At 62.6% G+C, this 24,450-nt stretch carries 22 protein-coding genes and 1 tRNA gene; 8 read left to right on the top strand and 15 right to left on the bottom strand.

The window, feature by feature from the left end; translation table 11 throughout:
* Positions 1–25 precede the first annotated feature (25 nt).
* The 3 genes from AC1RQ5_RS06800 to AC1RQ5_RS06790 all read right to left on the bottom strand — a co-directional run bounded on the left by AC1RQ5_RS06800 (position 26) and on the right by AC1RQ5_RS06790 (position 1,660).
* Positions 26–706 (bottom strand): AAA family ATPase, encoded by a 681-nt coding sequence (locus AC1RQ5_RS06800; RefSeq protein WP_398474922.1) that lies wholly within the window; start codon positions 704–706, stop codon positions 26–28.
* Positions 707–915: 209 nt separating this feature from the next.
* Positions 916–1,281: a hypothetical protein gene (locus AC1RQ5_RS06795; RefSeq protein WP_493197804.1), complete on the bottom strand. Its 366-nt coding sequence runs from the start codon at positions 1,279–1,281 to the stop codon at positions 916–918.
* A gap of 91 nt (positions 1,282–1,372) precedes the next feature.
* Positions 1,373–1,660, bottom strand: coding sequence for a hypothetical protein (locus tag AC1RQ5_RS06790; protein WP_398474918.1), 288 nt, complete (start codon positions 1,658–1,660; stop codon positions 1,373–1,375).
* A gap of 196 nt (positions 1,661–1,856) precedes the next feature.
* On the opposite strand from AC1RQ5_RS06790, the gene AC1RQ5_RS06785 reads away from it, so the two are divergent.
* Positions 1,857–2,501: an SGNH/GDSL hydrolase family protein gene (locus AC1RQ5_RS06785; RefSeq protein ID WP_493197802.1), complete on the top strand. Its 645-nt coding sequence runs from the start codon at positions 1,857–1,859 to the stop codon at positions 2,499–2,501.
* Positions 2,502–2,506: 5 nt separating this feature from the next.
* On the opposite strand, the gene AC1RQ5_RS06780 is transcribed toward AC1RQ5_RS06785, so the two are convergent.
* Entirely contained in the window at positions 2,507–2,731 is a 225-nt protein-coding gene (locus tag AC1RQ5_RS06780) for a hypothetical protein (RefSeq protein ID WP_398474914.1), read from the bottom strand.
* A 150-nt stretch (positions 2,732–2,881) separates the two neighbouring features.
* Here AC1RQ5_RS06780 and AC1RQ5_RS06775 point away from each other — a divergent pair, with 150 nt between their 5' ends.
* Positions 2,882–3,061, top strand: a complete 180-nt coding sequence (locus AC1RQ5_RS06775; protein ID WP_398474912.1) for a hypothetical protein — start codon at positions 2,882–2,884, stop codon at positions 3,059–3,061.
* Between the two features lie 10 nt (positions 3,062–3,071).
* Here the strand turns inward: AC1RQ5_RS06775 and AC1RQ5_RS06770 are convergent, their stop codons facing one another.
* The 4 genes from AC1RQ5_RS06770 to AC1RQ5_RS06755 form a co-directional block, all read right to left on the bottom strand.
* On the bottom strand, positions 3,072–4,301 hold the full coding sequence (locus AC1RQ5_RS06770) for a helix-turn-helix transcriptional regulator (protein WP_493197800.1): 1,230 nt from the start codon (positions 4,299–4,301) through the stop codon (positions 3,072–3,074).
* 65 nt (positions 4,302–4,366) lie between these two features.
* A tRNA-His gene (locus AC1RQ5_RS06765) sits at positions 4,367–4,443 on the bottom strand.
* A gap of 146 nt (positions 4,444–4,589) precedes the next feature.
* Entirely contained in the window at positions 4,590–5,024 is a 435-nt protein-coding gene (locus AC1RQ5_RS06760) for a phasin (protein ID WP_493197799.1), read from the bottom strand.
* A 358-nt stretch (positions 5,025–5,382) separates the two neighbouring features.
* Positions 5,383–5,757, bottom strand: a complete 375-nt coding sequence (locus tag AC1RQ5_RS06755; RefSeq protein WP_398474906.1) for a phasin — start codon at positions 5,755–5,757, stop codon at positions 5,383–5,385.
* A 374-nt stretch (positions 5,758–6,131) separates the two neighbouring features.
* Between AC1RQ5_RS06755 and AC1RQ5_RS06750 the strand changes: the two genes are divergently transcribed.
* Positions 6,132–9,344, top strand: a complete 3,213-nt coding sequence (locus tag AC1RQ5_RS06750; protein ID WP_493197798.1) for a PAS domain-containing protein — start codon at positions 6,132–6,134, stop codon at positions 9,342–9,344.
* 65 nt (positions 9,345–9,409) lie between these two features.
* Here the strand turns inward: AC1RQ5_RS06750 and AC1RQ5_RS06745 are convergent, their stop codons facing one another.
* Positions 9,410–10,609 carry an NnrS family protein gene (locus AC1RQ5_RS06745; protein ID WP_493197796.1) on the bottom strand — a complete coding sequence of 400 codons (1,200 nt, stop codon included), beginning with the start codon at positions 10,607–10,609 and terminating at the stop codon, positions 9,410–9,412.
* Between the two features lie 21 nt (positions 10,610–10,630).
* Positions 10,631–11,074: a pseudoazurin gene (locus tag AC1RQ5_RS06740; RefSeq protein WP_493197794.1), complete on the bottom strand. Its 444-nt coding sequence runs from the start codon at positions 11,072–11,074 to the stop codon at positions 10,631–10,633.
* 145 nt (positions 11,075–11,219) lie between these two features.
* On the opposite strand from AC1RQ5_RS06740, the gene AC1RQ5_RS06735 reads away from it, so the two are divergent.
* Positions 11,220–11,942 carry a Crp/Fnr family transcriptional regulator gene (locus tag AC1RQ5_RS06735; protein ID WP_493197793.1) on the top strand — a complete coding sequence of 241 codons (723 nt, stop codon included), beginning with the start codon at positions 11,220–11,222 and terminating at the stop codon, positions 11,940–11,942.
* Here AC1RQ5_RS06735 and AC1RQ5_RS06730 read toward each other — a convergent pair.
* Together AC1RQ5_RS06730 and AC1RQ5_RS06725 are read right to left on the bottom strand one after the other, a co-directional pair.
* Positions 11,939–13,273: an ATP-binding protein gene (locus AC1RQ5_RS06730; RefSeq protein ID WP_493197792.1), complete on the bottom strand. Its 1,335-nt coding sequence runs from the start codon at positions 13,271–13,273 to the stop codon at positions 11,939–11,941. The genes AC1RQ5_RS06735 and AC1RQ5_RS06730 overlap by 4 nt on opposite strands.
* Positions 13,270–13,935, bottom strand: a complete 666-nt coding sequence (locus AC1RQ5_RS06725; RefSeq protein WP_398474894.1) for a response regulator — start codon at positions 13,933–13,935, stop codon at positions 13,270–13,272. The genes AC1RQ5_RS06730 and AC1RQ5_RS06725 overlap by 4 nt, the downstream gene beginning before the upstream one ends.
* A 359-nt stretch (positions 13,936–14,294) precedes the next feature.
* Between AC1RQ5_RS06725 and AC1RQ5_RS06720 the strand changes: the two genes are divergently transcribed.
* From AC1RQ5_RS06720 to AC1RQ5_RS06710, 3 genes are all read left to right on the top strand, one after another.
* A complete protein-coding gene (locus AC1RQ5_RS06720; protein WP_493197790.1) occupies positions 14,295–16,601 on the top strand; it encodes a TonB-dependent receptor in 2,307 nt (768 codons plus the stop codon).
* 151 nt (positions 16,602–16,752) lie between these two features.
* Positions 16,753–17,766 carry a Fe(3+) ABC transporter substrate-binding protein gene (locus AC1RQ5_RS06715; RefSeq protein WP_493197789.1) on the top strand — a complete coding sequence of 338 codons (1,014 nt, stop codon included), beginning with the start codon at positions 16,753–16,755 and terminating at the stop codon, positions 17,764–17,766.
* 153 nt (positions 17,767–17,919) lie between these two features.
* On the top strand, positions 17,920–19,560 hold the full coding sequence (locus AC1RQ5_RS06710; RefSeq protein WP_493197787.1) for an ABC transporter permease: 1,641 nt from the start codon (positions 17,920–17,922) through the stop codon (positions 19,558–19,560).
* Positions 19,561–19,618: 58 nt separating this feature from the next.
* On the opposite strand, the gene AC1RQ5_RS06705 is transcribed toward AC1RQ5_RS06710, so the two are convergent.
* The 3 genes from AC1RQ5_RS06705 to AC1RQ5_RS06695 form a co-directional block, all read right to left on the bottom strand.
* Positions 19,619–20,692 (bottom strand): AI-2E family transporter, encoded by a 1,074-nt coding sequence (locus tag AC1RQ5_RS06705; RefSeq protein WP_493197785.1) that lies wholly within the window; start codon positions 20,690–20,692, stop codon positions 19,619–19,621.
* A 171-nt stretch (positions 20,693–20,863) separates the two neighbouring features.
* The gene (locus tag AC1RQ5_RS06700; protein WP_493197784.1) at positions 20,864–21,514 is read right to left on the bottom strand and encodes a CoA transferase subunit B; all 651 of its coding nucleotides are present in this window, start codon (positions 21,512–21,514) and stop codon (positions 20,864–20,866) included.
* 27 nt (positions 21,515–21,541) lie between these two features.
* The gene (locus AC1RQ5_RS06695; protein ID WP_398474882.1) at positions 21,542–22,249 is read right to left on the bottom strand and encodes a CoA transferase subunit A; all 708 of its coding nucleotides are present in this window, start codon (positions 22,247–22,249) and stop codon (positions 21,542–21,544) included.
* A 269-nt stretch (positions 22,250–22,518) separates the two neighbouring features.
* Between AC1RQ5_RS06695 and AC1RQ5_RS06690 the strand changes: the two genes are divergently transcribed.
* Entirely contained in the window at positions 22,519–24,447 is a 1,929-nt protein-coding gene (locus AC1RQ5_RS06690) for an AsmA family protein (protein ID WP_493203336.1), read from the top strand.
* Positions 24,448–24,450 lie beyond the last annotated feature (3 nt).

Raw genomic sequence — 24,450 nt, 5'->3', positions numbered from 1 at the left:
TTCTGAAGTCTCAGTCACGGATGGTTTACGCCGCCTGCTTGTGCATTGCGCCGTTGGCTGATGCCTGACCGCGAATGGCCTTGATCGAACGCTCGATCGCCGTCCACAGCTTGCCGATCTCGTTGGCCGCACGACCATCCGCAGAATATTCGCGGGCGCCTTCGCCTTCGGCGAGAGCGAGCAGCAAATCCGCACGATTGGTGATCTGCCCCGACCACACCGGCGCCTTGAACTTGGCGAGTGCTTCACGGGCGAGCGACACGATGCGGCTTTCACTCGTATCGCGACGAGCCGGAGCGCCGTTGAGGACCACCGCATAGGGCTTGCGGGCCGCACGGCAGGACTGAATCGTTGCCTGCACGGCATCGACGTCGAACACGCCGGGACGCGCCGGGATGATCACCATGGTCGCATTCTTGATGGCATCATCGACGACGGCGGACGTATTTGGCGGCGTATCGATGAACACCCATTCGACGCCATCGCGCTTTGCAGCAGCGATGATTTCGGAAACGCTGCGATTGGCGACCTTCAGCGCGGGTTCATTTGTTCCGCGCAGCTTGTGCCACAGAGTGAGCGAACCCTGCGGATCGGCATCGATCAGCAAGCACGGCTTATTGGGCTTATGGACTTGCGCGGCAAGATGAGCAGCCAGAGTGCTCTTTCCTGAACCGCCTTTACGCGAAGCGAAAACAATCACGTTCATATGTTGGCCTCCAGATTGACCCCGGCGGCGAAAATGAATCAGTCCTCTGATTCGTTAAAGCCAAAACTTTGCCGGCGATAGATTTATCTGACTGTATTTCCTCAAATGTTGGCTTTTGAGTCACAGAGTGCGGCGCAACAGCGCTAAAAGTGAGTCATTGTTAGTACGCTTGCCGCCACATTGTCGCATCCAACTATCATTTCTAAATGTTACTTAGCCTGAGGATGCTTTTGCGAAGCTTGCTCTGTTTGTGACCGTTTTTCTGCTTTCGCGGCCTGCCGCTCCAGCCATTTTCGCTCCATCCAGCCGAGAAGCTGCGCCACCGGCTTTTGCAATGGCGGAATATCCTGAGCTATCAGAATGAGTCCGAGCGGCAGCATCCAGAGCCCGAGAACCGGCAGGATGCTGAAAATGCCACCGATCACCAGCAAAATAGCCAATGGAAAACGGACGAGGCGCGAGGATGGCTTGCGCAGCCAGCTCACGAAGCGCGCCGGCCCTGCGGGCAGTTTTGTCTCGAACCAGAGAAAATGCCGGTCGATCTCGGCTTTGTAGTCGATATCGGTATCGTTCAAGCGCGTCTCCTCAAAGCAGGGAGATGTGACGCCCTGCTTTGCTCCCAACGTGTCAGTTTGTCACGGGTTCATCGCAACGGCGGAGAAAGACTTAATTCGCACGCTTCGCGGCGTTCGTCTTGCGCGGCTTGGCTGTCGCCTTGCGCGCGCTCGCTGGCACCGGCCGGAAGAACTGTGCGCAGCCGGGGCTCAACTGCGCCTGTTTGCGCACCATGCAGGCGGTGACGCGATCGACATCGGGTATAGCCGAGCTACACAGCCTGAAGGCATCGTCGGTACATAGCGCCTGCTCATTGGCAGTGTAGCCCTGTGCATGCGCGGCGCCGCATCCCGCCATCAGCATCACCACCAACAGTGTCGCCTTCGCGCTCCCGGACATCGCATCCTCCCTGATGATTGTGCGGGAAGTGTCGGCGACCGGCGCCAACTTGGCAAGCAGCCGGTGGCCTGCGGCATGGATGCCGCACCGGGCGGGCTTGTATTGCCGGCGTTCCTGTAGTTTCTGCTGACCATCCTTGTCTCACACGGTTTCCCGGAACGATGATCGCAGGACGGACATACACGGCAGCTGTCGCATGAACGGCGTTCGCATCGGCATTATTGCTTCGCTGCTCCTCTGCGTCTGGATCGTCTGGCCGAAAAGCGAGAAAAGCGCGCCGCCGCGCCCGCTGCTGATCAAGTCGGCGCTGAAGGATGCTAAGGATCCCGTGATCGTGCTCGGTGACAGCATCGTGCGTCAGGCGCAATTGCCCCGCTCGCTCTGCAAGCGCCCGGTGATCAATGCCGGCATTGATGGCTCCGCCACATCGAGCGGCCTCGACGGCATGCTGAAGAAAGCCATCGGCGACAAGAAGGCGGCGCTGATCGTCGTCTCACTCGGCATCAACGATGCGGAGACCATGGACAGCGTCGAGAGCTACAGCAAGAATTACGCAGCACTGCTGACGGCGCTGAAGACGATGACGTCGCGCCTGACCATCGTCGCAGTGACACCGCTGGAAACCGGCAAGGAAGTCGGCCATCGCACGCAGCCTATTATCGACGGCTACAACGCTGCCTTGCCCGACATCGCCCGCGAAGCCGGCGCCTCGCTCATCGCCATGCCGGCCCTGCCGAGGGGATTCACCAGCGATGGCGTTCACCTGAGCGCGAGCGGCGCGGCGATCTGGACAAAGGCGGTCAGCGACGGCGTCACGGCCACACTCTGCCCGAATGGCTGAAAACCTCACGCCTCGTTGACGCCGACACCACGCGCATCGAGTTCGCGCTGCCCTTTCGCAGTCACCTCGTATTTGGGATCGGGCTCGTGCTTTCCGGTCTCGGCGACCAGCCCCTGGGAGATCAGCCGCTCCACCACCGCCTGCTTGTTGGCATCAAGGTCGAATCCGGCCGTGCGGGCGATGTCGCACATGACCGCAATCCCGGTATCGCTGATCTCGATCGTCGCCATGGCGCCCTCCTCCGTTTGTGAGCAAACGTGGAGCAAGGCACCGCGGTTCCGGAATTAAAAACCGGCTCCGTTTTTGCGTTGCGTAACCCAATCGGGTCACGACGATTTCGATGCCAGCGCTAGCCTTCCACGACACAGATGGAGGTGTTCGTGGATGATGCGACCTACTATCAGGCCATGCGCGGGTTCTGCCTGCAGCGGGCCAAGATCGAAGCCGAAAGTCGGATGTTTTGGGAGAACGAGGCCCGTTACTGGGCGCAGCGTCTGACCGTTGCCCGCTTGGCGCCGTCGAGCTGGCCCAGATTTCCGGACGGCTCGTGGTGGTCGTAGCCGGACCGGTTCAGCGGCCTGGGATCAGCGCCGACAATACGGCTGCCAGCTCGGCTTGCCGGCTGACTCCCACTTTCCCGAACACGGCCTTCAGCTGATTGCGAACCGTTTCCTTCGAGACATCCGCGGTTGCCGCATAGGCGGCAAGGTCCGTTCCACTTCCCAGCGCCATTGCCAACCGCGCCTCAGCCGGGGTGAGATCATAGACCAGACGCAAGGTTGCGGCGGACGGTGGCTGCATGGCGTCGCTATCGGCGATCACCAGAATCGAATGGAATGCTGTCAGTGGCGAATCCGCCATGCCGGGGAGCCGCATCGCATAGATGATCAACCGTCCCCCATTCCGCTTTGCAAGCACGAGCGGGGGCACCAGGGCACTCTTCATCTGCCAGAACAGATCCCTGAACAGACCATTCAACCGCTCCGCCGCTTGCGGCACAGGCGAAACCAGCCGTCCGCCTGTAATCTGCAGATCGTCACCGAGAATGGCCTGCGCGGTGGCGTTGACGGATACGACTTTGCCCGCTCGGTCGAGCAGCAGTGCAGCCTGACTCGAAAACGCAAAGGCATCGAGAGCGGACAGCCCTTTTTGCAAATGCAGCGCTTGGCTTGTTTTCACGACCACGTCGAGCTGATCGGACAGTTTTGCCAGAAACGACAGCTCCTGCTCCGAATATGGCTCCGAGCCTGCCGTGCGTTGCAGGCTCATATTCCAGACGTGATCGCCGCGTCCTATCCGAACGCCGGCGAATTCCCGCAATCCGCTGCGCTGGATGAACTCCTGATAGAAGGCAGACTTCTTGCGGGCCTCGGCCGGCATGCAGTCATCATCGGTAATGACACCGGTTTTGAGAAATGTTTGCATGCCGAGATAGCGCTCGTCTCGATTGAACCAGCCGCCGCTGACATAGAGTTCGACCGATTGATCCAGTGACGGCGTATTCCACATCAGTGGAAGAGCCCCCACGACCGGCAGCAGGATCGCGCCCCGCGAATTCGTCGCTGCAGCAACATCCTCAAGGGCTTTGGACCAACTGGCCGGATCGATGGCGGCTGTCGCAAGAGACGAAGAAATTCGCTCGAGATCAAAAGGCAGCATGAAAAAACCAACAAAAATAGAGCGGAAGCAACAACGCCCCATGCCCGGCAAAAAACGCCGTGACGGTTCTAAACGCTCAAATGTTTGCAGGAATGACGCAGCACGGCCATACAACCACGGGAGTTCGGGACGCCGGCTCATTGTGGCCGCGCGACTGCCCGAAGTCGACCGGTATCAGTCTGATACTAAAGGTTAATTTTGATGCATGGTACAGTTGGCTGGCCTCGAACCAGCGACCTCCTGCTCCACAAACAGGCGCTCTAACCAACTGAGCTACAACTGCATCTTGCCGGCCCCGAAACAGGGGTGCCCGAACAGGCGGGAAACTAGGTGCAACGCTTCGCTTTGGCAAGCCGCGATGCGGGAATTAAGCGCAAAAAAACCCGAGCCAAAGGCCCGGGTTTTCGATGCTTACATCAGTCGCAGCACTTAGGCAGCGGGCTGGAACAGCTTGTTGGCGCCGGTCTTGATCGGCTCGGCGGTCTCCGACGCGATCTTCTGGCTGAGCTCGGCGAGCTGCTTCGACTGGCCGGTGAGGACCTCGAACTGGCTCTTGGCAAAGCCCGACCACAGCTCGAACGCCTGCGACGGCGATTTCACGCCGATCAGCGACTGGGCGAAATCGAAGCCGGCATTGGTGTTGGTCTTGGCAATGTCGAGCAGGGTCGTCGACACTTCAGCAGCGCCCTTGGTCGCGGTGTTGAACACGGCTTCCACGGTGCTGTTGTGGGTCTCGGCCGCATCCTTGAACTTGGCATAGCCTTCGCGAGCCTGGCTGACGCCCTTTTCGGCGAAAGCGCGGACCTGCTCCGGCAGCTGGAACGGGATAACGGAAGAGGAGAACGGATCGATCTGGTCGGCCATAACGTGCATCCTTCGTAACAAACAACAATGGGGTGAAGTCACAGACCGCGGGTCGGAGAACGGCATCGTTGCCGAAAACGGACCAGCGGGAAGCATCGCATGCCGCCTTAAATCTGGGCGGCGTCTGAACGTAGTTACAGCAATATCATGTCTGTTTTGTGCAATGCAACAGAATATTGCGATGCAATAATGCATAAGTGGTCAAAAAAGAACGCGCAATCGTCATGGAACGACTGCGCGCTCAATTAAAAATTGTAGTCAGATACCGAAATTGCCCAGTTTTATACCAGCAACCGGAATAAGCGGACCGGCTGCCAACTCAACTCCTGGCTTCAGTTTTTGGCTTCAGTTTTTAGCTTTAGCTTTTAGGCTGCGCTGCTTCCATCGCCGCGCGACTCACGATCTGGCCCATCTCGCTCGCCTGTTCGGCCAGAGACTTCATCTGGTTCTGCACATATTCGCTCTGCAGGCGCATGACGTCGCCGAGATCCTTGGCCTGCAGCAATTTCTGGGCGTGATCGAGCGAAGCTGCCACGTTCTGCTCGGCGTAGCTGATGGCTTTCGCGCTCACATCCTTGGCGCTCGCTCGCGCGCTTTCACCGCGGGTTTCGATGGTGGCGGCAGCGCTATGGGCGCTCGACACGAACTTCTCGAAGGCCTGACGGGCCTGATCGAAGCTGGCCTCGGCCATCGCACGCATTTCTTTCGGAAATTCGAACTTGTTCTCGGTCATGTCCCTCTCCCTGGTCACGGACGAGACCCATACAGCCTCGCCTTCGTGCATCCACTCGCAGCCTAGCCACGCTTGGCATCGCCGTTATGACGCAACGCGCAGTCATGGCCGCGGCCATCGTGAACCTTTGTCATGCTTTTGCAACATTCAATGCCGGGCTGCGGCGATTGGTTCAGCACCCTCAAGAACTTGATCAAGAACCCGGGCCTCAAATTAACGTTGTTGTCGCTTAGGCCTGTGGGAAGCGCCCGCAGACATGGACCTCGCTGCGCCCGCGCGCGATACTAACGAAGTATTAAGCATGTTGCCGTTTGCCCGCCGGATAATACCGTTCGACCGAGGCAGACCCCAGGCGACTCAGCCATGAAGTGCCAATGAGCAGTGCGAAAAGTCAGTTGCGGGGTGTGGGGGATGCGCGGCTCGCCATGCATGCCATCAGCGCCCAGCCGGTCTGGCTGTGGTCGCTCGATGGCACCAAGGTGCTGTGGGCGAACCCGGTCGGCGCAAAACTGTTTGGCGCGCGCAATGCGGCTGAACTCGCCGCGCGCGAATTCGGCGCCGCCGATGCGCATCGTCGCCAGATCGCACAGCTCGCACATCGCATGCAGGTGAGCGACACCACGCGCCTCGAACGGCTGCGTGGGTTCGGAGCTTCGCTTGGCGGGCTGATGACCTGCGCCTGCACGCGGCTGGATTTTGCCGATGGCGAAGCCGGCCTGCTCGTCATCGCCGCCGACACCGTTGCCGGCCGCGGCATGCCGCTGATGGAGCGGCTGCAGAATCTCACCGATGGCATCGACACGCCGATCGCCGCCTTTGCGCGCGACGGCCTGTTTGTCGGCGCCAGCGACACCGCGCGCGCGCTGCTCGGTTTCCGTAACCTCAATGACGCCGGTCTCAACGATGCGCGCGATCACGCGTTGAAGGATGGCCGCGCGGAAACGCCGATCGGCTTCGGCCGCATGGTGCTGCAGCGCGTCGGCAGCGGCAGCGATGTCGGCCTCGTCGCACTGATCGCACCGGGCGCGGTGCACCCGGCGCCGAGCGAGGAAGAACTGGCGGCAGAAGCGCCGCATCAGGAGATCGAGGCACCGACACCCATAGCCGTTTCGTTGACAGACGTCGTCGAAGTCGACCCTGAACTCGCACCTGCAGGACAGGCGCACGAAGATCATCACGACGATACGCATGAAGACCTGTTTGTAGCTCCTCAGGCCGCAGAGCCCGAGCCCGCCGCAACGGATCCTGCTCCGGTGCAAAGCATCGTCCCTCAGCCTGCGCCTGACGCATTGACGATTGCACCACGCACCATGCCGCTGCGCTTTGTCTGGCAACTCGATGCCGACGATACATTCAGCATCGACGATGGCGACTTCAAACAGCTGATCGGCCCGCATGCGGCGGCGCTGTCCGGCCGCAAGTGGAGCGACATTTCCGCTGAATTCACCCTCGATCCCGATCATCGCTTCGCCCAGGCGCTGGCGACCCGGCAGACCTGGAGCGGCGTGACGCTGCTGTGGCCGGTGGATGATGGCGGCCGGCTTGCCGTCGAATTGTCCGGATTGCCGTTGCAGGATCGAAACCGGCAGCCCGCGGGCTATCGCGGCTTCGGCATCTGCCGCGATCTCGATGGCATGAACCGGCTGATCGAACGGCGACACGCCAAGCCGAACGATCCGCCGCCAAACGATCCACCGCCACGGCCGCTCTCCGCCGACATGGCACAGGCCGGCCCGGTGGACGACGTCATCGACGAACTCATCACTCCACCCGACGACAACATCCAAGAGCCGACACCGACAGAACCGATCTCAACAAACGAAGCGATCCCCACCGTGCAGCCCCCCGAAAACGTTGTTCAGTTCCGACCAGGCGACCCGAAATCGCCGGCCTTGTCGCCGGGCGAGAACAGCGCCTTCAACGAACTCGCACGCCAGCTTTCGGCGCGCCTGGAATCGGAGACCGGCCTGATCGCTGCACCTTCTGTGGCAGCCGATCAACCGCTCGATCCCTCAGAGAACGAAGGCGAAGCCGCAGCGGCCTGGCTGACCACGCCGCCCGCCGCCCCGCGCGGCGAGATGGGGCGCGACCGCATGCTGCTCGATCTGATGCCGGCGGGTGTGCTGATCTATCGCCTCGATCGTCTGATCTATGCCAATCCCGCTTTCCTGGCTCACATGAATTATCCGACGCTCGCCGCGCTGGAAGACGCCGGCGGCCTCGACACGCTGCAGGTGGAGCCGGACGTCTCAACGACGTCGAGCGCCTCCGATGGCGGCACGACGGTGACGATCTCGGCCAATGACAAGGCCGGCGATGGCGCCCTGCGCGCACCGGCATCGGCGCGGCTGCATGCGATCAACTGGAACGACGAGCCCGCCCATGCGCTGATCTTCGCGCCGACAAAGGCCGAGCCAGCGGCACCTGTTGCCACGCCAGAGCCCGTGGTCGCAGAACCTCTGCCCGCCGGCCATATCGATGCGGAAGATCTCGCGGCGATCCTCGACACCATGGCCGAGGGCGTCGTGATGTTCGATGCCGAAGGCAATATCAACTCCTGTAACCGCAGCGCGGAAGCGCTGTTCGGCTATGACGGCGAACTGCTCACCCAGCGCAATGTGGTGGACCTGTTCGCCCATGAGAGCCGCCGCAACGTCGCCGATTATCTCGACAGCGTGAAACAGGCCGGCGCCGCCAGCCTGCTCGATCACGGCCGCGAGGCACTTGGCCAGGTGCGCGCCGGTGGGCTCGTGCCGCTGTCCATGATCATCGGCCGCACGCGCGCAGCCGGCCCGAATTTCTTCGCCGTGTTCCGCGATCTGACCCAGATCAAGAAGACCGAAACCGAACTGCTCAACGCGCGTCGCCAGGCCGATCGTTCGGCCACCGCGAAGGCCGATGTGCTCGCGCGCATCAGCCACGAGGTGCGGACGCCGCTGAACGCCATCATCGGCTTTGCCGATGTGATGATCGACCAGCGTTTCGGCCCGCTCGGCAATGAACGTTACGGCGAATATCTGCGCGACATCCGCACCTCCGGCGAGCGCGTCATTGCCATCGTCAACGACCTGCTCGATCTCTCGCGCATCGAGACCGGCAAGATCGATCTCGCTTTCTCCACGCAGAATCTCAACGAGATGGTGGAGCAATGCGTCGCAGTCATGCAGCCGCAGGCCAATCGCAGCCGCATCATCATCCGCACGTCGCTGTCGCATCTGCTGCCGACCATCGTGGCGGATGCCCGCGCGCTCCGTCAGATCACGCTCAACCTGATCGGCAATTCGATCCACCTCGCCAATGCCGGCGGACAGGTGATCGTCTCCACCGCGCTGTCCGACCAGGGCGACGTGGTGTTGCGCGTGCGCGATACCGGCCATGGGCTGAACGAGAACGAAGTGGCGGCGGCACTGGAGCCGTTCCGCAGCTCCGGCCCGAGCGATACGGAGAGCGCCGGCGTCAGCCTGTCGCTGACCAAGGCGCTGGTGGAAGCCAATCACGCGCGCTTCCAGATCAAGAGCGCGCCGAGTTCCGGTACGCTGATCGAAGTGGTGTTCTCGAATGCCGCGAGTTCGGCGATCAATGCATAGGCCGTAGGGCGGATTAGCCGAAGGCGTAATCCGCCGGCCGAACGCATGGGACGAAGGGCGGCGGATTACGCTTCGCTAATCCGCCCTACGGCCCTGCGCCGCTTCCGATACCCGATCAACACCGGCCCATAGACGACCGCGAAGCCGATAAACGCCAGTGCCCAGGCAAGTGCTGCGGTGTGCAGCAACGGCACATGGCCCGGCATCAGCACCGCGCCGATCCGCAGCAACGCCGCCAGAATAATCATCGCATAGATCAGCATTGTCGCCTTCGATGCATGTAACGCCTGTCCGGTATGGCCGAGCGTTGCGCGGCTCATGACCGCCAGCGTCATCACACCGGCCGCGCCCGCCATCCACGCATGCAGCCCCGCGCTGGCAGGCAAGTCGTAGGCATAGGCGGACGCAGCGAGCAGGAAGCCGATCGGCACGAAGGCATAACCAATGTGAAGGATCAGCAGCAGCCCTTGGCGCAGCGTGCGATCGCCGGCCCAGCGCGCGACGCGTACGATATGCAGCAGGCCCGCGACACCGAGGAACAGGGCCGTCACGACATCGAGTGGGCGTGCGATCCACAGCAGCAGTGCAGCCGCGCTCATGACGAGCGTCATCTTGTCGAAGCGCGCAAACGGCACCGGCAGCCGCCCCGGATTTTCCCGCACCAGCCAGTTGCGCGTGAAGCTTGGAATGATGCGGCCGCCGATCAGCGAAATCAGCAGCACGACAACGGCGACGCCGATACGGATACTGATATCGGCCATCACGACGTAACGCGCTTCAAGATGAAACGCGACATTGCCGATCAGCAGGCAACTGACGATGCCCACCACCGCCAGATTGCGCCAGTTCTTGCCCGCCGCGATTTCGCGCGCGGCGGCGAAGACGACCAGTGCCAGAAAACTGGTATCGACCAGCATGGCGATGAGCCACCCGGTATGTGCGGAGAAGGTGACGACGAGACGCCCCGCGATCCACAGCAGCACGAGACCGAGCAGCGGCAGGCCGCGGATCGGCAATCGTCCGGTCCAGTTCGGGATAGCGGTGAACAGGAAGCCTGTCACCACGGCCGGCAGGAAGCCATACAGCATCTCATGGATATGCCAGTCCCGCGCCACGAAGACCGATGCAATCTCGAGCCGACCGTGAAACGCCGGTATCCAGACCAGAATCGACAGGCCCGCATAGAGCGCGCCGAGCAGGAAGAACGGCCGGAATCCGGCCGAGAACAATGGCGTATCGGCGATGGCACGGAGACGCGATGACATCGTCACCTCCTCATGGATCTGTTACTTCGCAGCAGCCTTCTCGAGCAGCGCAGCAAAAGCCGGCTTGGCTTTGCCCGGATGTGTCACGGCTTTCGCCTCGTCCAGATTGGCTGGCGTGCCGACGATCACCAGCGCCACCATGCCCATGCCGTAATGCGGCATGCACTTGATCCCGTAGGCGCCCGGTTTCTCGAAGGTCACGACGACATCCTGGTTCATCTTGCCGGCAAATGGCGCGGCGTCGGCCGGCATCATGCCCTTGATGGATTCGGCCATATGCGTCTTGTCGGTGGCAACGAATTTCACGCTATCACCCGGCTGTACTTTGACCAGCGCCGGCTCGAACACCATGGCGGTGCCATCGGATCCCTTGTTGAGCATCTTGACCTCGACTTCCGCAGCCGCGGCGGCGCCTGCAAGCGAGATCAGGACAGCGGCGGTTGCAAGCATGACAGCCTTGCGCATCGGACTTTCTCCAGTTACCCGCACAGTCAGCGGGATGCTGGAAAATAGGCGCCGGCTGGCAGCCCCTCATTGCTATAGCGCAAACTTCTGCTTGATCGCCGTCAACGGGCGCGGTCTAGAAGGTGAGCACACGAGACCGAGAGCCATGTCGATCGATCCTTCACTGGTTGCACATCTGCCGCTCTTCGCGGGTCTCGACACGAACGCCTGCGAGACGATCCTGCGCGATGCCCATTCACTCAGGATCGCCAGGAACAAGACCGCGTTCGAACAGGGCGGAGAGGTGCATTCCTTCTTCCTCCTGCTCCACGGCCATATCCGCGCTGCCAAGATGACACCGGCCGGCGAGCAGGTGATCGTGCGTTATGTCTCCAGCGGCGAGATTTTTGGCGTCGCCCAGGCGATCGGCCTCATGCAATATCCCGCGACGGCGACCGCCGTGGAGGATAGCGTGGTGCTGTCCTGGCCCGTGACTGCCTGGGCACGGCTCACCGCCCAGTATCCGCTTCTCGCTGCCAACACGTTGAAGACCGTCGGCGGGCGGCTGCAGGAAGCGCACAGCCGCGTGGTCGAGATGTCCACCGAGCAGGTGGAGCAGCGCATCGCCCATGCCCTGCTGCGACTCGCCGATCAATCCGGCCGCAAGAACGAGCACGGCATCGCCATCGACTTCCCGCTCAGCCGGCAGGACATCGCCGAAATGACCGGCGCCACCATCTTCACGGTCAGCCGCACCCTCAGCAATTGGGAGCAGCGCGGCCTGATCGACAGCGACCGCCAGCGCATCGTGTTGCGCGAGCCCGATGTGCTGCGCGCATTGGCGGAGACGGTGCCGGGCGAAGACAAGCGCGCCGTCGGAAAGAACTAGGCAGCCTTCGGGGCCAGCGCCTCGCTCGGCATCGCACTGAGCTGGATTGCCACCTGCCCGCGGACACCGGTCACGTCCCCGCGGTTTTCGACGGTCAAGGTGAAGCCACTACGGTCCGCCGCACTCCTGGCAATCGCAAGCCCAAGACCGGTGCCATCGATATCCACCGGTGCAGCCCGGAAGAAGCGATCATACAGATGCGGGATCGCGGTCTCGGGAATACCACAGCCGGTGTCGAGCACCTCGATGACAAGGCGATCGTCGAACCTCTGTGTGCCAATGCTGACCGTGCCGCCCGCCCGCGTATAGCGCACGGCGTTGTCGATCAGATTGGACAGGATCAGGCGGAGATCGTCGGCACGCACATGGAGGTCGCAGCCCGGCTGCGGCACCACTGTCAGCGTCACGCCCTTCGCCTCCGCCACCGGCGCAAAGCCGGAGGCGATCAGTCCGATCAGGTCCTGCGCATCCACGGTCTCCGCGTCGCTCTCGATCGACGCATCGGCGCGCACCAATGTCATCAATTGATTGACCGAATAGGATGCGCGGCGGATGCCGTCGAGCAGATCCTGCGCGATCTCGCGCGACGGGCCACTCAGCTCGCGCGCCCGCAGATTATCGATCTGGATCTGCAAGGCGGCAAGCGGCGTGCGCAATTCATGCGCGGCATCCGAGACGAAACGACGCTGTGTCTCCAATGCCGTCTGATGCCGTTCGATCAGTGAATTCATGGCAGTGACCAAGGGAACCACTTCGAGCGGAACGCCCTGCAAGCCGAGCGCATCCTTGGCGTCGGCACTGCGTTCGCCGATCTCCGATGAGAGCTTGCCAAGCCCCGACAGCACACGTTTAACGGCCCAGGAGATCAACAGCCACGCAATGGGGATCGCCGCGATCAGCGGCACCGACGCGCCGGCCGCCGCATAGGCTGCCACTTCCTCGCGCGCGCTCCAGCGCTGCGAGACCTGGATGGCGTGACCGCCGTCGCGCGATCGGAACACCCGCCAGCGCTCGCCGCCGGCAGTAACATCGGAATAGCCGAGCTCGGGCTGGAGCGGGATATCGACTGACGGGCCGGAGTGATGCAAAGGCGCGTGCGCCTCATCCCACATCTGAATCACGAGCTGATCTTCCAACTCGGCATCGATCCGCGGCTCGATATCGTGACGGAACACCATGCCTGCAGCCATCGCCACCTCGTGCAGCGCATTGTCCTGAAAACTGTTCACTTCATATTTGACGAAATAATACGACGTCACAGCCGCAGCCACGCCGATAACCATCAGGAGACCCGTGACATGGTTCATCACAGTCTTGCGCAGCGAGGTCATGCTCCCTCCTTGGTCACGGTCCAGCCGGCGCCGCGCACATTGCGCACGATCTCCTTGCCGAATTTCTTGCGCAGCCCGTGGATCACGACATCAACTGCATTGCTCTGCACCTCCTCGCCCCAGCCATAGATTCGACCCTCGATCTGGCTGCGCGAAAGAATCTGACCCGGACGCTCCATCAGCGCGTTGAGCACGGCAAATTCGCGGACCGACAGCAGATGCTTGACGTCCCGGAACGTCGCCACCTGGGTCGATGGATCGAGCGTGATGTCGCCCGCCGTCATCAGCGACTGTGCGCGGCCATTGGTGCGGCGCATCACGGCGCGCATCCGGGCCAGCAGCAAGGGCAGCTCGAATGGCTTGACGATGTAATCATCGGCACCGAGATCGAGCCCGGCGACCATGTCGGACACGCCATCGCGCGCCGTGATGATCAGTGCCGGCGTCATCAGCCCCGCCTGGCGCTTGGATTTCAGCACATCGAGCCCGGACATTTTCGGCAGACCGATGTCGATCAGCGCCATCGCATAGTCGGAGCGATCCAGTGCTGCAAAACCATCGACACCATTGCGCGTCCAGTCGACGGTCATGCCGTTCTCGCTCAACCCGCGCACCAGCGCCTTGCCAAGCATCGCATCGTCTTCAATCAACAGGACCCGCATGATTCGAAATGTCGCCTTGGCAATGGAGGGCTATACAAAAGTCGAAGCGAGCGCGCAGTGAAACGAGACGTCCCGCCGATGATGGATGCGCGCTCGACAATACGAACGCCGGTGCAGGCCGGTTCATTCCGCAGCCGACAGCCAATAGACCGATGTTTAGAGCGATTTCAATCCGCTCCGTACGAATGGTGACGCAGGCGCAACACGCCCGGCGCCATCAATCGCACTTCGAGTAATTCTAATCGCCATCTAATTCGCCCCTAATTTTCCGGACCGCAAGTGTGTCCGCGTGTTTCCGGGGAGAAACGCGGCCATTCGCCGTCGCGGACGGCGCAAGAGAATTCAGGGGCGTTATCGATATGACTGACCAGACCAAGATCGGGGGCCACGGCCTCCGTGCACACAGGGCATTTTTGATCTCCACGAGTGCAGCCGCTGTGCTGGCTGCAAGCCTGTGCATCACGGAGACGGCGATCGCGCAGAGCGCGGCGCCCGCCGCTTCGCTGCCTCCGGTTCAGGTCGAGGCGCCCGGCGCCCGCGTGCGTCGCGCCCAGCCGAAGCGCGCCGCGACCAACCGCGCTGCCCGCACCCAGCGTGCAGTGCAAACCGCGCCGGTCGTCGCCCAGCCGCTCAGCGTGCGCAGCCAGGATGCCCGCACCGGCCAGGTTGGCTACATCACCACCAGCATTTCGTCAGGCACCAAGACCAACACCCCGCTGGTGAACGTGCCGCAGTCGGTGTCGGTGCTGACCAAGGAATTCATCCGCGACCAGGACTTCCGCAGCATCGGTGAAGCCATTCGCTACGTACCGGGTGTGGTGCCGCATCAGGGCGAAGGCAATCGCGACGACGTGGTGATCCGCGGCCAGCGCACCAATGCCGACTTCTTCATCGACGGCGTCCGCGACGACGTGCAGTATTTCCGCGATCTCTATAACACCCAGCGCATCGAGGTCTTGAAGGGCCCGAATGCCATGATCTTCGGCCGCGGCGGCGGCGGTGGCGTCATCAATCGCGTGCAGAAGGAGGCCGACGGCGTTTCGATCCGCGAAGTCACCGTGCAGGGCGGCTCGTTCGACAACAAGCGCGTCACGGTGGATACCGGCGGTGCCGTCAACGAGAACGTCGCGGCGCGCATCAATGCGATGTACGAGAATTCCGGCTCCTACCGCGATTTCCTGCATCTGGAGCGTTACGGCATCAACCCGACGATGACGGTCCGCGGCGAAGACACCAGCGTCAAGCTGAGCTACGAATATCTGCACGACGACCGCACCGCCGATCGCGGCATTCCGGCCCAGGGCACCGTGCCGGCGCCGACGCCCGCACGCCCGACCGTACCGGTGAACACCAGCCCCTCGACCTTCTTCGGCAATCCCGACCAGAGCTATTCAAAGCAGGACGTGCATATCGCCAATGCGGTGATCGACCACGACTTCAACAACGGCCTGACGGTGAAGAACTCGTCGCGTTATGCCAATTACGACAAGTTCTACCAGAACGTTTTCCCGACCACCGGCACATTCGTGACCCCCGGTGGCATCGCGTCGATCTCGGCCTATAACAATCTCGTCCAGCGCGAGAACCTGTTCAACCAGACCGACTGGACCTATCGGACCCATACCGGCCCGATCAAGCACACCATCACGTTCGGCACCGAATTCGGCCAGCAGAACACGTTCAGCCTGCGCAATAGCGGCACGATCAATGGCGGCGCCTCCACGCTCCTGGTGCCGGCATCGAACCCGACGACCTTCGCGCCGTGGATCTTCCCGCACAATAACGCCTCCGACAACAACGCCACTGCGACGCTCAACCTCGCCTCGGTCTATGTCCAGGACCAGATCGAGTTCAATCGCTACCTGCAATTCATCGGCGGCGTGCGCTATGACCGCTTCGATCTGACGGCCACCAATCTCAATCCCGGCGGCACCCGCGACAGCCGCACCGACAATCTCGTCTCGCCGCGCGCCGGCGTCATCGTGAAGCCGGTGGACAATGTCTCGGTCTATGGCAGCTACAGCATCTCCTACCTGCCGAGCGCCGGCGACCAGTTCTCGTCGCTGACGCCGGGCCTCGCCGTCACCGTGCCGGAGAAGTTCATCAACAACGAAGTCGGCGTGAAGTGGGACATCAACCCGCGCCTGCAGGCAGCTGTTGCAGTCTATGACCTCGATCGTGAAAACCAGCGCTTCATCCAGAACGGCCTGGTCGTCGCCTTCGGCAAGACCAACACCAAGGGCGCCGAGCTCAGCCTGACCGGCTATCTCACCGACCAGTGGCAGGTGACGGGCGGTTACGCTTACACGGACTCGCGCATCGTCGATGCGTCGTCGGCCACCATCGTCGCCGGCAATCGCGTCGGTCTGGTGCCCTACAACACGTTCACCATGTGGAATAAGTATCAGTTCACCGAGATGTGGGGCGCCGGCCTCGGCGTCATCCATTACGACAACTTCTTCGCCACCTCGGATGACACGGTGAACCTCAAGGCCTTCACCCGCGTCGACGCGGCGATTTACTTCCGCCTCGACAAGACCTGGCGCGGTCAGCTGAACATCGAGAACCTGTTCGACACCCGCTATTTCGCCACAGCGGATGCACCGAACAACATCACGCCCGGCTCGCCCCGCGCCTTCCGCGCGTCGGTCACCGCCAGCTTCTAAACACGACACAGGGGCCGCAGGTATTTCGTACCTGCGGCCCCTGCTATTTTGAATCATTCTAACAGCGCGGCGCGACGTTGCGTCACTGACGCAACTGCGCGCGCTGCGCTACGTCATCAGTCCATTGCAACGCCCCTGCCGGAGCCCATCCATGATCAAGCGTTATGCCCTCGGGACAGCCCTCGCTCTCATCGTCAGCGCCGCCGCCGCGCAGGCGTCCGGCGAGGTCAATGTCTACACCTATCGCGAGACGAAACTGGTGCAGCCGCTGTTTGACGCGTTCACCAAGGAGAGCGGCGTCAAGGTCAACGTGATCTCGGCCTCCTCCGGCCTCGAGCAGCGCATCAAGACCGAAGGCGCCAACAGTCCGGCCGACGTGCTGCTCACCGTCGATCTCGGTCGCATCGATGACGCCGTGAAAGCGGAGATCACGCAGCCGATCAAATCCGAGGTGATCGACAAGACCGTGCCCGCGCAATATCGCGATCCCGATGGCAACTGGACCGGCATCTCCATGCGCGCCCGCGTGATCTATGCCTCCAGGGACCGCGTGAAGCAGGACGCGATCACCTATGAAGAGCTCGCCGATCCGAAGTGGAAGGGCAAGATCTGCATCCGCTCCGGCCAGCACATCTACAATAACGGGTTGTTCGCCGCTTATGTCACCAAGCACGGCGAAACCAAGGCCGAGGAATGGCTGCGCGGCGTGAAGGCCAATCTTGCGCAGAAGCCATCCGGCGGCGACCGCGAGCAGGCCCGCGACGTCGCGGCCGGCAAATGCGATATCGGCATCGGCAACACCTATTACTGGGCGCTGATGATGAACAGCGATCCCGACAAGAAGCCATGGGCCGAAGCCACCAAGGTGATCCTGCCGACCTTTGCTGGCGGCGGCACCCATGTGAACCTGTCCGGCGTGCTGCTCGCCAAGCATGCGCCGAACAAGGCCAATGCGATGAAGCTGATCGACTGGCTGGCCGGCGAACAGGCGCAGAAGATCTATGCGGATACGAATTACGAATATCCGATCCGCGCCGGCGTGGATGTGAATCCGACCATTGCCGGCTATGGCAAGCTGAACGCCGACCCGATGCCGATCGCCAAGATCGCGACCAACCGCAAGGCCGCCTCCACGCTGGTGGACAAGGTCGGCTTTGATAATTGAGCCATACTCCGCCCTCATCCTGAGGAGCGGCTACTTAGCCGCGTCTCGAAGGATGTGCCCCACACTCATGGTTCGAGACGCGCGCCTGTGGCGCGCTCCTCACCATGAGGGGTTGAGTGTAGGCGCCAGCCACACATTCGACGTCAACCGCGCGTGACACCTTCCCGGACCGAACTCGCCGCCATTACGCTCGCCGCCGCGACCGCTGTTCTCGTCGCGGCGCCTGTGATCAGTATCGCTGTTCTTGCGCTGCAGCCGGAAACCGAGCTCTGGCAACATCTGATCGCCTATGTCCTGCCTCAGGCGCTGCGCGACACCGCCGCCCTGCTCCTCGGCGTCGGCATCGTCGCGCTCATCCTCGGCGCCGGTACGGCGTGGCTGGTCTCGGCGCATGATTTCCCCGGCCGTACGTTGCTGCTCTGGCTGCTGCCGCTGCCGCTGGCGATCCCGACCTATCTCGCCGCTTACGTCTATGTGGACCTGTTCGAGCCGCTCGGCCTCGTCCACCGCGCGCTGGCCACCGCCATGCCGCTGCCCGATGCAATAAAACTGCTGCCAGCGATGCGCTCGCTGCCCGGCGCGATCTTCATCATCGGCCTCGTGCTCTATCCCTATGTCTATCTCTCCGCCCGCGCCATGTTCCAGCATCGCAGCGCCGACTTTGCGGAAGCCGCCAAGATGCTTGGCGCGAGCCGCTGGACCACCTTCCGTCGTATTTCGCTGCCGATGGCGCGCCCCGCACTTGCGGTCGGCCTCGCCCTCGTCGCGCTGGAGACGCTGAACGATATCGGCGCCAGCGAGTATCTCGGCGTGCGCACCCTCACCGTCTCCGTCTTCACCACATGGCTCAATCGCGGCAGCCTGGCCGGCGCCGCACAGCTCTCGCTGTTCATGCTGGCCATCGTTGCGGTGCTGATCGCCATCGAACGGTCTGGGCGCCGCGAAGGCCATTTCGAACTCTCGGCAGAAAATCCACGGCTGACACCGCGCACGCCGCTGCATGGACTGCGCGGTTGCCTCGCATTCACCGCCTGCCTGTTGCCCGGGCTGCTCGGCTTCGCCGTGCCGTTTTTATATCTGCTCCATCAGAGCGTCCGTCGCGGGCTGTTCGCGAACGAGACGACGGTCTGGCGCGATGCCGGCCATACGATCATGCTCGCGGCCATTGCAACGGGTTTCGCTTTGCTGCTCGGCTTGATCGTGGTGGTCGCCCAGCGCTGGCGTGCCTCGCGCATCACCAATGCCTCCTTCGCCGTCGCGCAGATGGGTTACGCCCTGCCCGGCCTCGTGCTGGCGCTCGGCCTGCTCACACCCGTTCTGTTCATCGATAACGGCCTCAACTCCATTGCGCGCTGGTTCGGCCTTGCCGCGCCCGGCCTTGTGATGGTCGGTTCCGGCGCTGCCGTGGTCATCGCTTACGTCATCCGCTTCCTTGCGGTGCCAACCGGCTTCATCAAGACGGGCTTCGAGCGCATCCCTGTCGATTACGACGACAGCGCACGCGCGGCCGGTGCGCCCGTGATGACATCGCTGCGTGTGATCCAACTGCCGCTGCTGCGCCCGGCGCTGCTCGGCGCGGCCATCATCGTCTTTGTCGATTGCCTTAAGGAATTGCCGGCGACGCTGCTGCTGCGTCCGCTCAATGTCGAGACGCTGGCGACCTCGATCTATCAGTATGCGAGCCGCGGCAGTTTCGAGGAAGGCGCGCTGGCGGCGCTGCTGATCGTTGCGGCGAGCATCGGTCCGGTGATGTGGCTGACAAGGTTTTCCGACGCGCCGCAGGGGCCGGTGTAGGGCGGATTAGCCGAAGGCGTAATCCGCCGGCCGAGCGTATGGGACAAAGAACGGCGGATTACGCTTCGCTAATCCGCCCTACATCCCCACCCTTCCTTGACTTCGCAAAGATCGCCCAGCCCGCCACGAACATCGCCGCGATCACGGGGCCGACGACGAAGCCGTTCAGCCCCAGCGCATTGATGCCGCCAATGGTCGCCAACAGGATGAGATAATCCGGCAGCTTGGTGTCCTTGCCCACCAGCATCGGGCGCAGGATGTTATCGACGAGGCCGATGACAAGGAAACCATAGGCGATCAGCACGATGCCCTTCACGACCGAGCCCGTCGCCAGCAGATAAACCGCGACCGGCATCCAGACCAGGCCTGCGCCCACCGCGGGCAGCAACGACAGGAACGCCATCAGAACCGCCCAGAGCAGTGCCGCGCTGATGCCGAGCACCCAGAAGATCAGACCGCCCAGCGCGCCCTGTGCCAGCGCGACCAGAATGCCGCCCTTCACCGTGGCACGGATCACCACCGTGAATTTTTCCAGCAGGTCATCGCGCAGCGACGGCCGGAGCGGAATCGCATCCTTGAAACGCGCCGCCAGCGCATCGCCATCCTTGAACAGGAAGAACAGCAGATACAGCATGATGCCGAGCTGGATGATGAAGTCGAACGTGCTCTGGCCGATATTCAGCGCCTGCGAGGCGATGTACTGGCTGCCCTGCATCAACCCGCTGGACAGCTTTTCCTGCAGATTGCCGAGGCTGGAAATGCCGAAGCGGTCGAGCAGGCCCTTGAGCCAGGCCGGCAGCGCATCGAAAATCTGCTGCATGAACGTGCCGAGATTGTATTCGCCCGACTTCATCTTGCCGAACACGACCGCCGCCTCCTGCGCCAGCGAGGCCCCGACCAGCGTAAGCGGCAGTATGACGATGAAGACGATGAGGCCGACCGTGAGCAGCGCCGCGGAATTTGGATGTTTCGGCATCTTCGCGAGCAGGCGCCGATGCACCGGCGCAAACATGATCGCCATCACCACGCCCCACAGGATCGCGCTGGTGAAGGACGACAGGATCCAGAAGAACGCGAGCGACACCGCGATCAGCAGCAGCATGAAGGTACGGTCTTCGAGACGGGCGCTCATGCAATGTCCTTCAAATATGCGAATGCCCGGCACGGGCCGGGCATGAGAATTGTAGGATGGGTTGAGCGAAGCGAAAACCCATCATTCCGTCAGCGCGGCAAGCTCGGCTGATGGGTTGTCGCTCCGGCGCTTCGCGCCTGCGCTCAACCCATCCTACGACCTTACTACAGATCACGTGTTCTTCAGCGCCACGCGGAATTCGGCTTCGGTCTTTTCCTTGACCTCGTCCAGCGTCACGCCATCGGCCAGTTCGATCAGCGCCATGCCGCCATCGCCGAGCTTGTCGATGGTGAACACTGCGAGATCGGTGACGACCATGTCGACCACCTTCTCGCCGGTGAGCGGCAGGTCGCACTTCTTGAGCAGCTTGGCGCCGTCCTTGGCCGAGTGCTCCATCACGACGATGACGCGCTTGACGCCGGCGACGAGATCCATCGCGCCGCCCATGCCCTTCACCATCTTGCCGGGGATCATCCAGTTAGCGAGGTCGCCGTTCTGGGCCACCTGCATGGCGCCGAGGATCGAGAGATCGATGTGACCGCCGCGGACCATGCCGAACGAATCCGCCGACGAGAAATAGCTCGTGCTCGGCAGTTCGGTGACGGTCTGCTTGCCGGCATTGATGAGGTCGGGATCTTCCTCGCCCTCATACGGGAACGGGCCCATGCCAAGCATGCCGTTCTCGCTCTGCAGCTGAACGTCCACGCCTTCCGGAATGTAGTTCGACACCAGGGTCGGGATGCCGATGCCGAGGTTGACGTAGTAACCGTCACGCAGTTCTTTTGCAGCACGGGCTGCCATCTGATCGCGGGTCCAGGCCATTGTGGCTCTCCTGCTGAATTCTGAAGCTTAAGCGGGGCGCTGACGGGAGGTGACTTTTTCGATGCGCTTCTTGCCGGTACCGACTTCGACGATGCGCTGCACGAAAATGCCGGGCGTGTGGATGTGGTCCGGATCGATCTCGCCCGGCTGCACCAGATGTTCCACTTCAGCGATGGTGATCTTGGCGGCGGTCGCCATCATCGGATTAAAGTTGCGCGCGGTCTTGCGGTAGACGAGGTTGCCGGCGGTATCGCCCTTCCAGGCGTGGACGATGGCGATGTCCGCGAACAGGCCACGCTCCATCATGTAGGTCTCGCCGTCGAACTCCATCGTCGGCTTGCCCTCGGAGATCAGCGTGCCGACGCCGGTCTTGGTGTAGAAGCCCGGAATGCCAGCGCCGCCGGCGCGGATGCGTTCGGCCAGGGTGCCCTGGGGGGAGAATTCGAGTTCCAGTTCGCCGGCCAGATACTGCTGGGCGAACAGCTTGTTCTCACCCACATAGGAGGAGATCATCTTCTTGATCTGGCGGGTTTCCAGGAGGCGCGACAGGCCGATGCCGTCCACGCCGGCATTGTTGGAGACCACCGTGAGATCCTTGACGCCGCTGTCGCGCAGCGCGTCCGAGAGGTCCTCGGCGATGCCGCAGAGGCCGAAGCCGCCCGACATGATCATCATGCCGTCCTTGAGGATGCCGTCGAGTGCCGATTTGGCGTCGGGGTAGACCTTGTTGACCATGGGGAAATCGACCTGATGAAGAGAGTGCGGAGGTCCGGCTGATGCCGCAATGCGACGAAGTATTAGGCGCAAACCTCAAAGCCCGTCAATCGCAGTGGATGCGACCCCTTCGCCCGCGTTCCGGCCTTGAAAGCGTCAAGAAAACCGATCAAATTGAGGGTCTTGGAGACGGGGCGAGCACAAATGTGGCTGCGCCCCGGCTGCGTTTAGACCAATAGCCAAACCCGGATAGATCATTGACGAAAGCCCAAGGAATTAAGCGCCTGGGGATGCCCATCGTGGCGCTCCTGGGCGTTGTCGTGATCGGGTTGTTCGCCATGTCGTGGCTGCTCAGCCGCGATGCACTGCGCCATGCCGTGGAAGCCCAGATCCGCAGCGTCACCGGGCTCGATTTCGTCGTCAACGGCGCCGTGGATATTTCCGTGTTCCCCGGCAGCTATGTGTCGTTTCACGATGTCGGGCTGAAGAATGGCGGCGCCATCGATCCGGCGCTCACGGTGGATGTCCTCACCGCCAATCTGCGCCTGTTGCCGCTGCTGCTGCAGCGTTTCGAGATCGCCGACATGGTGATGCTGCGCCCGCGCATCCGCGTGATCCGCGAGGCCAATGGCGACAGCAACTGGTCGCCCTTCATCGAATCCATTGCCCGCAAGACCAAGCCCGGCGGCGAACAGCTCTCCTTCTCAGAAATCCGCATCCAGGACGGCCAGCTCGACTATCGCGACCCGCATAATCACGAACGCCTGAACGATATCGACCTCGCGCTGGCCTGGCCCTCGATCTCGCGGTCCTTCGCCGCCACCGGCCAGTTCGACTGGCGCGGCGAGCGCGTCGATGCCAGCCTCAGCGTCAGCGATTTCCTCGCGGCGCTGGCCGGCGAACGCTCCGGCCTGAAAGCGCGTTTCGCCAGCGCGCCCATCAAGCTCGCTTTCGACGGCAATATCGCCAACAAGGCCAGCCTGGTGATGGAAGGCACGCTCACCGCCGACAGCCTGTCGCTGCGCAATGCGCTGCGCTGGGTCGGCCAGGCGCCACCCGGCTCCGGCGGTTTCGGCCGGTTTGCCCTCAAAGCGCGCGCCAGCCTGGTCGGCCCGTCCATTGCGCTGACCAATGTCAATGTCGAGCTCGACGGCAACACCGCCGAAGGCGTCATGACCTATAGCAATTCGGGCCGCCAGACCCTGCAGGCAACGCTGGCTGCCGGCGCGATCGACTTCACACCTTATGTCTCCACCGTCCGCCTGCTCGCCTCCGGCCAGCGCGACTGGAGCCGCCAGCTGTTCGATCTCGATGCCCTCTCCTCCGTCGATCTCGACATGCGCCTGTCGGCCGCCAAAGTCACCGTCGGATCGTCGGTGCTCGGCCGCACGGCACTCGGCGCCAATCTGCGCGGCGGCACGCTGGCGCTGTCGGTGGGCGAAGCGCAGATCTATGGCGGCATCGCCCGCGGCTCCTTCAATATTGCGCGCTCGGACACCATCGCCGACATCAAGGCGCAGGTGCAATTCAGCGATGTCGATCTGCTCGCCTGCGCCAGCGACCTGTTCGGCGTCACCCGCCTGACCGGCCGCGGCACCATGAACATGATGCTGGAAGCCTCCGGCTCCTCACCCTTCGGCCTCGCGCAGTCCCTTGACGGCTCCGCCACCTTGATCGGCCAGGACGGCGCCATCACCGGCTTCAATGTGGAGCAGTTGCTGAAGCGTCTGGAGCGCCGTCCGCTCTCCGGCGCCGGCAATTTCCGCTCCGGCTCGACGCCGTTCTCCAATTTGGTGATGCAACTGAAATTCCAGGACGGCATCGCCACGGCGCAGGACATCCGCATCGACGGCCCCGCCTCGAAACTGACCCTCACCGGCACCGCCTCGGTCCCGGCCCGCGAATACGACATGAAGGGCACCGCCAGTCTGAAAGCCGCCGCCAACGGCACCGGCGGCTTTGACCTGCCTTTTGTCATCCAGGGCCCGTGGGACGATCCGCTGATCTTTCCGGACCCGGAGAGCCTGATCCGCCGCTCGCCTGGCGCCGCCCCGCTGCTGGATGCCGTGAAGGACCGCAAGACCAAGGACGCCGTACGTTCGGTGATCGAGCGCTTCACGACAGCACCGAAGGCGCTGCAGCCGGATGCGGAGAAGAAGGACGAGGCGCCGGCGGCTCCCGCAGCCGCAGCGCCAGCGGAGCCTGAGAAGGCGAATTAGCCT

Source organism: Tardiphaga sp. GW821-FHT12E02, assembly GCF_058807155.1.
The sequence above is the reverse complement of the archived record's forward strand: the minus strand, read 5'-3'. Positions and strand labels throughout refer to the sequence as shown.

Bases quoted from the DNA above. Each gene is read 5' to 3' on its own strand.
- AC1RQ5_RS06800 (WP_398474922.1), bottom strand. From the start codon at position 706: ATGAACGTGATTGTTTTCGCTTCGCGTAAAGGCGGTTCAGGAAAGAGC.
- AC1RQ5_RS06790 (WP_398474918.1), bottom strand. From the start codon at position 1,660: ATGTCCGGGAGCGCGAAGGCGACACTGTTGGTGGTGATGCTGATGGCG.
- AC1RQ5_RS06785 (WP_493197802.1), top strand. From the start codon at position 1,857: ATGAACGGCGTTCGCATCGGCATTATTGCTTCGCTGCTCCTCTGCGTC.
- AC1RQ5_RS06780 (WP_398474914.1), bottom strand. From the start codon at position 2,731: ATGGCGACGATCGAGATCAGCGATACCGGGATTGCGGTCATGTGCGAC.
- AC1RQ5_RS06770 (WP_493197800.1), bottom strand. From the start codon at position 4,301: ATGAGCCGGCGTCCCGAACTCCCGTGGTTGTATGGCCGTGCTGCGTCA.
- AC1RQ5_RS06760 (WP_493197799.1), bottom strand. From the start codon at position 5,024: ATGGCCGACCAGATCGATCCGTTCTCCTCTTCCGTTATCCCGTTCCAG.
- AC1RQ5_RS06755 (WP_398474906.1), bottom strand. From the start codon at position 5,757: ATGACCGAGAACAAGTTCGAATTTCCGAAAGAAATGCGTGCGATGGCC.
- AC1RQ5_RS06750 (WP_493197798.1), top strand. From the start codon at position 6,132: ATGAGCAGTGCGAAAAGTCAGTTGCGGGGTGTGGGGGATGCGCGGCTC.
- AC1RQ5_RS06745 (WP_493197796.1), bottom strand. From the start codon at position 10,609: ATGTCATCGCGTCTCCGTGCCATCGCCGATACGCCATTGTTCTCGGCC.
- AC1RQ5_RS06740 (WP_493197794.1), bottom strand. From the start codon at position 11,074: ATGCGCAAGGCTGTCATGCTTGCAACCGCCGCTGTCCTGATCTCGCTT.
- AC1RQ5_RS06735 (WP_493197793.1), top strand. From the start codon at position 11,220: ATGTCGATCGATCCTTCACTGGTTGCACATCTGCCGCTCTTCGCGGGT.
- AC1RQ5_RS06730 (WP_493197792.1), bottom strand. From the start codon at position 13,273: ATGACCTCGCTGCGCAAGACTGTGATGAACCATGTCACGGGTCTCCTG.
- AC1RQ5_RS06725 (WP_398474894.1), bottom strand. From the start codon at position 13,935: ATGCGGGTCCTGTTGATTGAAGACGATGCGATGCTTGGCAAGGCGCTG.
- AC1RQ5_RS06720 (WP_493197790.1), top strand. From the start codon at position 14,295: ATGACTGACCAGACCAAGATCGGGGGCCACGGCCTCCGTGCACACAGG.
- AC1RQ5_RS06715 (WP_493197789.1), top strand. From the start codon at position 16,753: ATGATCAAGCGTTATGCCCTCGGGACAGCCCTCGCTCTCATCGTCAGC.
- AC1RQ5_RS06705 (WP_493197785.1), bottom strand. From the start codon at position 20,692: ATGAGCGCCCGTCTCGAAGACCGTACCTTCATGCTGCTGCTGATCGCG.
- AC1RQ5_RS06700 (WP_493197784.1), bottom strand. From the start codon at position 21,514: ATGGCCTGGACCCGCGATCAGATGGCAGCCCGTGCTGCAAAAGAACTG.
- AC1RQ5_RS06695 (WP_398474882.1), bottom strand. From the start codon at position 22,249: ATGGTCAACAAGGTCTACCCCGACGCCAAATCGGCACTCGACGGCATC.
- AC1RQ5_RS06690 (WP_493203336.1), top strand. From the start codon at position 22,519: ATGCCCATCGTGGCGCTCCTGGGCGTTGTCGTGATCGGGTTGTTCGCC.